This is a genomic window from Rhizobium sp. BE258 (assembly GCF_031457345.1).
Taxonomy (GTDB): Bacteria; Pseudomonadota; Alphaproteobacteria; order Rhizobiales; family Rhizobiaceae; genus Rhizobium.
In genome coordinates, this window is the sequence record NZ_JAVDWL010000005.1 from 479,870 (window position 1) to 490,833 (window position 10,964).

Genomic DNA, 10,964 nt, shown 5'->3' on the forward strand with positions numbered 1-10,964 from the left:
CAGGACGATAAACTCGACGGGATAGCGGATCGTGCGACGCCTTTTGACATGCCTTCTGATCGCCGTAACGGCCTTCGCCTCGGCGCCGGCCTATGCCATGCAGACCGTGCCGCCCGGCAATCGCAATGTCGAGCAGCCGCCTGTCCCTGGCGCTTCGGTCCGCCGCACCAAGGGTACCAAGACGACGTTCGATCGCAAGTACGAGAAGATCTATGAGCTTCTGTCGACCGATCACGAGTTGATGGGCAAGATCCGCAAGACCGCCGCCGCCTATGGTATCGAACCGATCCATATCATCGGCGCGCTGGTCGGCGAGCACACCTACAATGTCGATGCCTACGACCGGCTGCAGTCCTATTACGTCAAGGCAGCGTCTTACGCGGGCGAAAGCTTCCGTTTTGCCTATGACGGCGAGGATGTCGATACCTTCATCGGCCGCCCGGAATTTGCCGGATGCAACGGCAAGAGCGATTCCTATCAGCTCTGGAGCTGCCGCGAGGACGTCTGGGAAACCGACTTCCGCGGCAAGACGGTCGACGGCAAGAAATTTCCGGATAACCGCTTCAGCGCCGTCTTCTTCCAGCCCTTCTATGCCGGGCAGACCTTCGGCCTTGGCCAGATCAACCCGCTGACCGCCCTGATGCTGTCCGATCTCGTCACCCGCATTTCGGGCTATCCGAAGCTCAGCGAGAAGGATGCCAGTGGCGTCTACAAGGCGATCATGCAGCCGGATATTTCTCTGGCCTTCGTCGCCGCATCCGTCCGCACCTCGATCGACGACTACAAGCGCATCGCCGGCATGGATATTTCCGATAATCCGGGTCTGACGGCGACCCTCTACAATGTCGGCAACTCCCGCCAGCGTGCTTCGGCGATCGCAGCCAAAAACCACGGCGGTGCGACAGTTTGGCCGGAAGAGAACTATTACGGCTGGCTGATCAACGACAAGCTGGACGAGCTGAAGGCACTGAACTAACCTTCTGCCTTGCCGGGAAGGCCCAAATCTTCCACGAAAGGCTGAAATATCATGGACATGCGTCCGGATCCCTTCGTCCCACCCGCACCGGTGCCGCGCAGCGTGCCGCCGTCACGGCTGGAGATCATCCGCACCATCCTGCGCAATCCGTTGGAGCTCTGGGGCGAACCGTCCTACACGCTGCCCTGGATCAAGACGCGCTTCTTCCGTGACAGTACGATCATCGTCAACGATCCCGGCCTCATCAAGCATGTGCTGGTCGACAATGCTTCAAATTACCGGATGTCGGATATTCGCCAGCTGGTACTGCGGCCGATCCTGCGTGACGGTCTGCTGACGGCCGAAGGTCCTGTCTGGAAGCGTTCCCGCAAGGCCGTTGCCCCGGTTTTCACCCCGCGGCACGCGAAGGGCTTCGCCGGGCAGATGCTGCAGCAGTCCGAGCTCTATGCGGAGAAATACGAGGCGGGCGGCAATTTCGATATCGCCGCCGATATGACCGAGCTCACCTTCGCGATCCTCGCCGATACGCTGTTTTCAGGCGAGATCGCCTCGGTCTCGGATAATTTCGCCGGCGACGTCAATGCACTGCTGCATCGCATGGGTCGCGTCGATCCGATGGATCTGATGCGGGCGCCGTCCTGGGTGCCGCGCGTCACCCGGATCGGCGGCCAGAAGATTCTCGATCAGTTCCGCAACATGGTCCACAAGACTATGGATCTGCGCCTTGAGCAGATGCGTGCCGATCGCGCCGCCGTGCCTGAGGATTTCCTGACGCTGCTACTTGAGCAGGCTGGACCGGATGGTCTGACGGCGGGGGAGATCGAGGATAATATCCTGACCTTCATCGGTGCCGGTCATGAAACCACCGCCCGTGCTCTGGCCTGGACGCTCTATTGCATCGCCAATAGCCCGCATATCCGCGATGCGATGGAGGAGGAAATTGACCGCATTCTCGCAAGCGGTGCAGAACCGGTCGAATGGCTGGATCTGATGCCGGTGACTCGGGCGGCCTTCGAAGAGGCGCTCCGTCTCTATCCGCCGGCGCCCTCGATCAACCGCGCGGCCATCTCCGACGACCGCTGGACCGATACCAAGGGCGAGCGCGTCGATATCCATGCCGGCATGACGGTGCTGATCATGCCGTGGACGCTGCACCGCCACGAACTCTACTGGGAAAAACCGCGGGCCTATATGCCCGAACGCTTCCTGCCGGAAAACCGCGGCAAGATCGGCCGCTTCCAGTTCCTGCCCTTCGGAGCCGGACCGCGCGTCTGCATCGGCGCGACATTCGCGTTGCAGGAAGCGGTGATTGCGCTTGCGGTGCTGATGAAGCGCTTCCGCTTTGATGTCACCGAGAAAACCAACCCGTGGCCGGTGCAGAAACTGACGACGCAGCCGCAGAATGGCCTACCGATGCGGGTTACGCCCCGCACTCTTTCCGGTCAGGCATAAATCTTTCTAACTATTGAACAATTGACTATGAATGAAAGCGGCGCAAAGTGGCACCGTCACCGTCACCGTCACCGTCACCGTCACCGTTTTCCGTCTGCCGGAGGAATATTGTATGAGCACCATTGAAAAGCACGGTCTGTCGATCGAGCCCGTCCTTCATGATTTTATCGTCAAGGAAGCGCTGCCTGGTCTTGGCCTCGACGCCGAAGCATTCTTCGCCGGCTTCTCGAAGATCGTTCATGATCTCGCGCCGAAGAACCGCGAGCTGCTCGCCAAGCGCGACAGACTGCAGGCCGAGATCGACGGCTGGTACCGCAAGAACGGCGCGCCCGTTGATATGGAAGCCTACGAGGCCTTCCTGCGGCAGATCGGCTACCTGCTGCCCGAAGGTTCGGATTTCACCGTCTCGACCAGCAATGTCGATGCTGAGATTGCCTCGATCGCTGGTCCGCAGCTCGTCGTTCCGGTCATGAACGCCCGTTACGCGCTGAATGCCGCCAATGCCCGCTGGGGCTCGCTCTACGATGCGCTCTACGGCACTGATGCAATTCCCGAGGCCGATGGTGCGGAGAAGGGCAGGGGCTACAATCCGAAGCGCGGTGAAAAGGTCATCGCCTGGGTTCGCGACTTCCTGGATAGTGCCGTACCGCTCGAAGGCGGCTCCTGGAAGGATGTCGGCGGCCTGAAGGTCGAGGGCTCGACGCTCGCGATCACCGACGTCGATGGAGAATCGTTGCCGCTGAAGGACGCCGCACATTTCGCCGGCTACCGGGGCTCTGCCGAAGCGCCGACCCACATCCTGCTCAAGAATAACGGCATTCACATCGAGATCGTCATCGACGCATCGACGGCCATCGGCAAGATCGATCCGGCCGGCATCTCGGATGTCTGGCTGGAATCTGCGATCACCACAATCATGGACTGCGAAGATTCGATCGCTGCCGTCGATGCCGAAGACAAGGTCGTCGTCTACAGGAACTGGCTCGGCCTGATGAAGGGCGATCTGCAGGAGGAAGTCTCGAAGGGCGGTTCGTCCTTCATCCGCAAGCTCAATCCGGATAGCGAGATCACGGCGCCCGATGGCTCCACCTTCGAGCTGCACCGCCGCTCGCTGATGCTGGTGCGCAATGTCGGCCACCTGATGACCAATCCGGCGATTCACGACCGGAATGGCAACGAAGTGCCCGAGGGGATCATGGACGCGGTCGTGACGGGTCTGATCGCGCTTTACGACGTCGGCCCGAACGGGCGCCGCAAGAACTCGCGCGAAGGTTCGATGTATGTCGTCAAGCCGAAGATGCACGGCCCCGAGGAAGTCGCCTTCGCCGTCGAAATCTTCGGTCGCGTCGAGGAACTGCTCGGCATGCCCACGAATACCATCAAGATGGGCATCATGGATGAAGAGCGCCGCACGACGGTCAATCTCAAGGAATGCATCCGTGCCGCGCGGGAGCGCGTCGTCTTCATCAACACCGGTTTCCTCGATCGCACCGGTGACGAAATCCATACCTCGATGGAAGCGGGCCCGATGATCCGCAAGGGGGACATGAAGCAGGCGGCCTGGATCTCGGCCTACGAGAACTGGAACGTCGATATCGGTCTCGAATGCGGCCTGTCCGGCCATGCGCAGATCGGCAAGGGCATGTGGGCGATGCCCGACCTGATGGCGGCCATGCTGGAACAGAAGATCGCTCATCCGAAAGCGGGTGCCAATACCGCCTGGGTACCGTCTCCGACAGCCGCAACCCTGCATGCCACGCATTATCACAAGATCAATGTTGCCGGCGTTCAGCGCGGCCTGAAAGACCGGGCCCGGGCAAAGTTGTCGGATATCCTCTCGGTGCCCGTCGCGCCGCGGCCGAACTGGACGCCTGAAGAAATCCAACGCGAACTCGACAACAACGCCCAGGGCATTCTTGGCTATGTCGTCCGCTGGGTCGATCAGGGTGTAGGCTGCTCGAAAGTCCCTGACATCAACAATGTGGGCCTGATGGAGGACCGTGCGACGCTGCGCATCTCCGCCCAGCACATGGCAAACTGGCTATATCACAAGGTCGTCACCGAAGCGCAGATCGTTGAGACGATGAAGCGAATGGCCGCCGTCGTCGATCAGCAGAATGCCGGCGATGCCGCCTATCAGCCGATGGCCGGCGATTTCGATCGATCGATTGCTTTCCAGGCTGCTGTCGATCTCGTGCTCAAGGGCCGCGAGCAACCGAACGGCTACACCGAGCCGGTTCTCCATCGCCGCCGGCTGGAGCTGAAAGCCGCGCAACCGGCCTGATGCTTGCAGGCATCAAAGAGAAAGGCCGCCGGAAGCAATTCCGGCGGCCTTTTCTCGTCGTGTATCAGGCAAAGCGCTTACTGAATAACGATGACCTTCGAGGTCGCGCGGCCCGGACGGACGCGGCTATAGAGGTCGATTACGTCCTGGTTCATCAGGCGGATGCAGCCCGACGAAGCGGCGGTGCCGATCGAAGCCCATTCCGGCGTGCCGTGCAGGCGGAACAGCGTGTCCTGGCCCTGCTCGTTGAAGAGATACATGGCGCGGGCGCCGAGCGGATTGGTCAGACCCGGATCCATACCGTTTTCGACATACTTGGCGATCTCAGGACGGCGGACCGCCATTTCCTTCGGAGGGTGCCAGTTTGGCCATTCCTGCTTCCAGGCAACGTAGGCCGTGCCTGCCCATGCAAAGCCTGCCTTGCCGACGCCGATGCCGTAGCGCATCGCCTTGCCGCCGGGCAGGATATAGTAGAGGTGCCGCTCGCGGGTATTGACGATGATCGTGCCCGGGCGCTCGTCGCTCTGGTAGCTGACGATCTGGCGGCGGAATTCCGGCTTCACGCGCTGGATCGGGATGGCGGGCAGCGAGTATCCGGCATCCGTCTTGACGCCATAGGCGTCGTCGAAAATCTGCGCCGTCTGGACAGTCGGGCCAGCGGCCTTATCTTCGACGGAAGCGCTCTCGGAGCTGGTAGAGCAACCGGCGAGGGCAAGTGTTGCCATCAGGCCGAATACAGGGAATGCATTGCGGATGCGCATGGATATCTCTTAAGTTTTTGGGCAATCAGGGAGGGGTCGCCGAACCATCTTTGATTATGGTTTATTTTCGATTAACTTCGGCTTTGCAAGATGCTGCATCGCGACAAAAGTTACCCGCAGCGGCAAATTAAAAGCGCATTGCTTTTTTGCAACAACAAGCACCCTCTTCCGGCGGTTATCCATGACGATTTTGAGCGTTTACAATAACAATCCGTTAATAGATGGCCGGCAATCGGACAGAGCTATGCTTGTGCGCCGCGGGACTCAGATTTTACTTCATGACATGCGTCACGCGCTGCTTCCCGAACTGCCGCTGGCAAGCGGCAGGCGGGCCGACCTGATCACCATCTCCGAGAAGGGCGAAATCTGGATCATCGAGATCAAGACGTCGATCGAGGACTTCAGGGTCGATCGCAAATGGCCGGAATACCGCGCCCATTGCGACCGGCTTTTCTTCGCCACCCACAAGGATGTTCCGCTCGACATCTTCCCGGAGGAGTGCGGCCTGTTTCTCTCCGACGGATACGGCGCGCACATGATCCGCGAGGCACCTGAACACCGTCTGGCACCGGCAACCCGCAAATCGGTGATGCTGAACTTCTCGCGCGCAGCCGCGCAACGGCTGATGATGGCCGAATGGGCGAATGGCAAGCCGCTCGCCATCGACGATATCTGAGGACGGTTTTTAGGCGCGCCTACTTCGGCGCGCGCTTGGCGAGAATGCGCTGCAGCGTCCGCCTGTGCATGTTGAGCCGCCGCGCCGTTTCCGAAACGTTGCGCTCACACATCTCGTAGACGCGCTGGATATGTTCCCAGCGCACCCGGTCGGCCGACATCGGGTTCTCCGGCAGTTCGGCCTTTTCGCCCGGGCGCTGCGTCAGTGCCGCAAACACGTCGTCGGCGTCGGCAGGTTTTGCAAGATAGTCGACCGCGCCGAGCTTCACCGCAGTCACTGCCGTGGCGATATTACCGTAGCCGGTCAAAACGATGATGCGGGTATCATCGCGGCGCTGGCGGATCGCTTCGATGACGTCGAGCCCGTTTCCATCGCCGAGACGAAGATCGACGACCGCATATTTCGGCGGATGCGCCTTCGACTTCGCAACACCTTCCGCAACGGACTCGGCCGTCTCGACCGCAAAGCCCCGCGTTTCCATCGCCCGCGCCAGACGCCGCAGAAACGGGCCGTCGTCATCGACGATCAACAGGCTCGCATCCGGCCCGATATCGTGCTCGGAGATTGCAAGGATTTCGCTGGTCTGTTCGTTCATGGTCTTCAATCCCGGCGGTTGCGCGCCCTGATATACGTCAACTGCTTATGTCTTTATGCCGATAAAGTCATTTTGTCGAATGGGCATCGATCAGCATGCGCGGCCATTCGACACGGATCCGGGCGCCCTCGCTTTCGGGATCGCGGTTCTCGAAGACCAGCGCCGCGCCAGAGCGTTCAAGCAGCGTCTTGGCAATGAAAAGCCCGAGCCCCAGGCCGCCTGCGGTGTCTTCCTTCTGCCGCCTGGTCATGTAGGGTTCGCCGATCCGGGTCAGGATGTCGGGTGCATAACCGTTGCCGTCATCCTCGATGATGATCAGGACACGGCGATGGTCGTGTTCGACGGTTATGGTCACTTTCTCGCGAGCATAGTCGACGGCATTCTCGATCAGGTTTCCGAGACCGTACATGATGCCGGCATTGCGCTCGGTCACCGGCTCGCCCTTGCGCGGGCTCTTCTCGATCAGCTCAAGCGTTATACCGGATTCGCGATAGGGCTCGACGATCTCCTCGACCATAGACGACAGCGGCAGCCGGCGCATATGCGCATCGCCTTCCGCAGACAGGCTCGTCAACCGTTTCAGGATATCGCGGCACCGTTCGCTCTGGCTGCGCAGCAGCTGCACATCCTCGCGAAACCGGTCATCGTCCTTCAGCTCGCGTTCCATCTCCTTAGCAACGACGCTGATCGTCGCCAGCGGCGTGCCGAGTTCATGGGCGGCGGCGGCGGCAAGACCGTCGAGCTGCGAGAGATGCTTCTCCCGCTGCAGCACCAGTTCGGTTGCCGCAAGGGCATCGGCAAGCTGGCTTGCCTCCATCGACACGCGGTAGGCGTAGAAGGCCGCAAAGGCCATTGTCGAGGCGATCGAGCACCAGACGCCGAACTGCATGACATTATGGACGTTGATCTCGACGCCATCGAACCAGGGGAGGGGGAACGGTGAGAAGGCGAGAATGGTGATGCAGACCATCGCAAAGACGATCAGCGCCGTGCTGTAGCGGATCGGCTGCGATGCAAAGGAGATGATGACGGGGACGCAGACCAGTGCGGCGAACGGATTGGCAAGCCCGCCGGTGATGAAAAGCAGCGCCGAAAGCTGCAGCAGGTCGAGCCCGAGCAGCGCAAAGGCAGCCGGCGGCTCCAGGCGATGTGTCGCCGGGTAACGAATGGTCAGATAGAAGTTGACCCAGGCGAGCGCGGCAATCAGCGAGCAGCTGGCGATCAGCGGCAGGGGAAATTTCAGCCAGAAGGCGACGATGAACACCGTCACTGCCTGACCGGCGACTGCAAGCCAGCGCAATCGCACGATCGTCTGCAGCCGGAGCCTGCGGCTGCTGTGCCTGTCTTCCTGCGTCTTGCTGTCGGCGTCATCCACTATCGTCATGTCCTTATGTACCACGCGGTTTCACGCGTGTCGTCGGCGCTGCCTCTTCCGGCCGTTCGGGCCAGGGATGCCGCGGATAGCGCCCGCGCATCTCGGCACGCACGTCCTTCCACGATCCGGCCCAGAATCCCGGCAGGTCGCGTGTCGTCTGGATCGGCCGGTGCGCTGGCGATGTCAATTCGAGAAGCAGCGGCAGGCGCCCACCGCCGATCGCCGGATGCTCCCGGAGGCCGAAAAGCTCCTGAACCCGGATCGTCAGCAGCGGCTCCTCGCCGTCATACTGGATCGGATGGCGCTGCCCGGTCGGGGCCTCGAAATGCGTCGGCGCCAGCCGCGCCAGATCGCGCTGCAGGGCGTGCGGTACGAGTGCCATCAAGCCGTTCGATAACGAGCCTGCGGAGATTTCGGCAAAGCCGCGGGCCTCGCCCTGGAACGGCACGAACCAGTCGTCGAGCCGCGCCAGCAGCGCGCCATCGCTCATGTCGGGCCACGGATCGCCGATCGTCCGGTGCAGAAAGCCGATCCGGTCGCGAAGCTGGGCGGCTTCTTTGGAAAAAGGCAGCGGCCCAAGTCCGAGCTGGCGCACGCCGTCGGCCAGCGCTCTGCCGACTGCTTCGCCGCTTGGCCTCGGCAAGGGCGTCTCGTCGAAGACGATGGCGCCGAGCCGCGTTGCCCGCCGGGCCCGCACCTGCTTGCTCGCCAGATCGAAATAGGTCTGCTCGCCGCTCTTGATGGCGCCGGGAAGCTCGGCTTCGACATCGCCGCGTGAGATCTCGGCGGCGGCAAGGATGCGTGCCTGCGCAGCCCGTCCCGTCAGGTCGGCAATCACAAGCATCTGGCTGCCGGCCAGCCGTTCGGTTTCAGCAAGCTCCGCGCCGCGGCCATTCGCCATCACATAGCGCCCGCGGGCGCCGCGCTGCAGCGCCACCCGGTCCGGGAAGGCATGAAGAAGCAGCTGTCCGGCCGTCGGCGGCGCCGGGGATGATGCCTTGTCGAGACCGGCAGCCAGCCGCTGGGCCAACCTGCGTGCCGATTCGGCCCGCTCGCCTTTTTCCGTCTTGAACCGCCGCAGCCGATCCTCGAGATCGAGGCTCGTTCCGCCGAGTCCCTGTTCTGTCATCAGCACGGCAAGCAAGGCCGCTTCCCGGGCATCGCCGTTCTCGCCCGCCGAAACCACCATCGCCGCCAATCGCGGCGGTAGCGCAAGCTCGCGTATCGTCCGGCCGCGTGCCGTCAGGCTTCCATCGCTGCCGAGCGCGCCGAGATCGGCAAGCAATGTCCGCGCCTCGGCAAGCGTGGTTGCCGGCGGCTGGTCGGCAAAGGCGAGGGTAGCAGGGTCCTGTACGCCCCAATGCGCCAGATCGAGCACCAGTCCGGAGAGATCGCTCGACAGGATTTGCGGCGGCGTAAAGGCGGGGAGGGCCGCCGTCTGGCCCTGGTGCCAGAGGCGGATGGCGATGCCGGGCTCGGTGCGCCCCGCACGGCCCGCCCGCTGGTCGGCGGAAGCGCGTGAGACGCGCACCGTCTCGAGCCGCGTGATTCCGGTCGAGGCCTCGAAAACAGGCAGCCGCTGCAATCCGCTGTCGACAACCACGCGCACGCCGTCGATGGTGATCGAGGTCTCGGCAATCGACGTAGCGAGCACGATCTTTCGTTTGCCTGGCGGCGCCGGGCGGATCGCGGCATCCTGCTCCTTCTGGCTGAGATTGCCATAGAGCGGCGCAATCAGCGTCTCGTCGCCAAACCGGCCGGTCAGCCGCTCCGCAGTACGCAGGATCTCGGCCTGTCCGGGAAGGAAGGCGAGGATCGAACCGCTCTCCCTTGCGTGGCAGTCGAGGATCGCTTTGCTAACCGCGTCCTCGATGCGCTCGCCGCCCGGCCGGTCCTGATAGCGGATCTCGACAGGAAAGCTGCGCCCCATGCTTTCGATGACAGGCGGATTGCCGAGCAAAGACGCCACCCGCTCGACATCCAGCGTTGCCGACATCACGAGGATGCGCAGATCTTCGCGCAGCGCACCCTGGACGTCGATCGCCAGCGCCAGCCCGAAATCGGCATCCAGCGAACGCTCATGGAATTCGTCGAAGATCACGGCCGAAACGCCGGATAGTTCCGGATCGTCGAGGATCATCCGGGCAAAGACGCCTTCGGTGACCACCTCGATGCGCGTTGCTGCCGAGATCCGGTTATCGAGACGCATGCGATAGCCGACGGTCTGTCCCACCTGTTCGCCGAGCAGCGATGCCATGCGGCCTGCCGCGGCGCGCGCCGCCAGCCGCCGCGGCTCAAGCAGAATGATCTTGCCGTCGCCACGCCAGGGCTGCTGCAGCAGGAAGAGCGGCACCAGTGTCGTCTTTCCAGCGCCCGGCGGCGCCGAAAGCACGGCACGGCGATACTCGCCGAGCGCGCTGCCGATTGCAGGCAGGACGTCGGAGACTGGCAATGTTGGAAGAGACACTATGTCCGTCACCTCTGCGGTCTATTGATCCGTCCACCATCCGGTGTGCGACTCTAGAAGAAAACTGCCGCGAAATTAGCGATCGCCGGAGGCTGCGCAAGCCGTCCCGGCATTCAGGGCGCGCCATCCCTATATAAAGGCGATCCGGAAACCCGGTATTTTCGAAGCAATAATGGGGCTTTGGCGCTCCAGCCTCGAAGCCGCGCAGTGTGAGATCGGTGCCAATCAAACGGGCCACGAGAATCCTCTTTTCAAATCAATCTGTTACAAAAATGTCAAAAAACTTTGTTGGGTGCTGTTGACTGTTTGCGGGGGTTAGCCGTATAAGCCGCGTCACTGAACGAGGGCGGCGGCGCTGCAGGCGACGAAGTCTTTCGC

At 62.1% G+C, this 10,964-nt stretch carries 8 protein-coding genes; 4 read left to right on the forward strand and 4 right to left on the reverse strand.

Going from position 1 to position 10,964, the window contains the following annotated elements; all coding sequences use genetic code 11:
* Positions 1 to 31: 31 nt before the first annotated feature.
* From J2X43_RS20570 to J2X43_RS20580, 3 genes are all read left to right on the forward strand, one after another.
* Positions 32 to 976, forward strand: a complete 945-nt coding sequence (locus tag J2X43_RS20570) for a DUF1402 family protein (protein WP_310296684.1) — start codon at positions 32 to 34, stop codon at positions 974 to 976.
* A 51-nt stretch (positions 977 to 1,027) separates the two neighbouring features.
* Entirely contained in the window at positions 1,028 to 2,428 is a 1,401-nt protein-coding gene (locus J2X43_RS20575; RefSeq protein ID WP_310296686.1) for a cytochrome P450, read from the forward strand.
* Positions 2,429 to 2,540: 112 nt separating this feature from the next.
* The gene (locus tag J2X43_RS20580) at positions 2,541 to 4,712 is read left to right on the forward strand and encodes a malate synthase G (RefSeq protein WP_310296728.1); all 2,172 of its coding nucleotides are present in this window, start codon (positions 2,541 to 2,543) and stop codon (positions 4,710 to 4,712) included.
* Between the two features lie 77 nt (positions 4,713 to 4,789).
* Here the strand turns inward: J2X43_RS20580 and J2X43_RS20585 are convergent, their stop codons facing one another.
* Entirely contained in the window at positions 4,790 to 5,473 is a 684-nt protein-coding gene (locus J2X43_RS20585; RefSeq protein ID WP_112386050.1) for a L,D-transpeptidase, read from the reverse strand.
* Positions 5,474 to 5,654: 181 nt separating this feature from the next.
* Here J2X43_RS20585 and J2X43_RS20590 point away from each other — a divergent pair, with 181 nt between their 5' ends.
* Positions 5,655 to 6,149 carry an MmcB family DNA repair protein gene (locus J2X43_RS20590; RefSeq protein ID WP_112386051.1) on the forward strand — a complete coding sequence of 165 codons (495 nt, stop codon included), beginning with the start codon at positions 5,655 to 5,657 and terminating at the stop codon, positions 6,147 to 6,149.
* Between the two features lie 19 nt (positions 6,150 to 6,168).
* Here J2X43_RS20590 and J2X43_RS20595 read toward each other — a convergent pair whose 3' ends face one another.
* From J2X43_RS20595 to hrpB, 3 genes are all read right to left on the reverse strand, one after another.
* The gene (locus J2X43_RS20595) at positions 6,169 to 6,744 is read right to left on the reverse strand and encodes an ActR/PrrA/RegA family redox response regulator transcription factor (RefSeq protein WP_112386052.1); all 576 of its coding nucleotides are present in this window, start codon (positions 6,742 to 6,744) and stop codon (positions 6,169 to 6,171) included.
* 67 nt (positions 6,745 to 6,811) lie between these two features.
* Positions 6,812 to 8,128 carry an ActS/PrrB/RegB family redox-sensitive histidine kinase gene (locus J2X43_RS20600; RefSeq protein ID WP_310296689.1) on the reverse strand — a complete coding sequence of 439 codons (1,317 nt, stop codon included), beginning with the start codon at positions 8,126 to 8,128 and terminating at the stop codon, positions 6,812 to 6,814.
* A 4-nt stretch (positions 8,129 to 8,132) separates the two neighbouring features.
* Positions 8,133 to 10,598, reverse strand: a complete 2,466-nt coding sequence (hrpB, locus tag J2X43_RS20605) for an ATP-dependent helicase HrpB (RefSeq protein WP_310296691.1) — start codon at positions 10,596 to 10,598, stop codon at positions 8,133 to 8,135.
* Positions 10,599 to 10,964 lie beyond the last annotated feature (366 nt).

Coding starts and splice junctions, on each gene's coding strand:
- J2X43_RS20575 (WP_310296686.1), top strand. CDS start 1,028: ATGGACATGCGTCCGGATCCCTTCGTCCCACCCGCACCGGTGCCGCGC.
- J2X43_RS20580 (WP_310296728.1), top strand. CDS start 2,541: ATGAGCACCATTGAAAAGCACGGTCTGTCGATCGAGCCCGTCCTTCAT.
- J2X43_RS20585 (WP_112386050.1), bottom strand. CDS start 5,473: ATGCGCATCCGCAATGCATTCCCTGTATTCGGCCTGATGGCAACACTT.
- J2X43_RS20590 (WP_112386051.1), top strand. CDS start 5,655: ATGACGATTTTGAGCGTTTACAATAACAATCCGTTAATAGATGGCCGG.
- J2X43_RS20595 (WP_112386052.1), bottom strand. CDS start 6,744: ATGAACGAACAGACCAGCGAAATCCTTGCAATCTCCGAGCACGATATC.
- J2X43_RS20600 (WP_310296689.1), bottom strand. CDS start 8,128: ATGACGATAGTGGATGACGCCGACAGCAAGACGCAGGAAGACAGGCAC.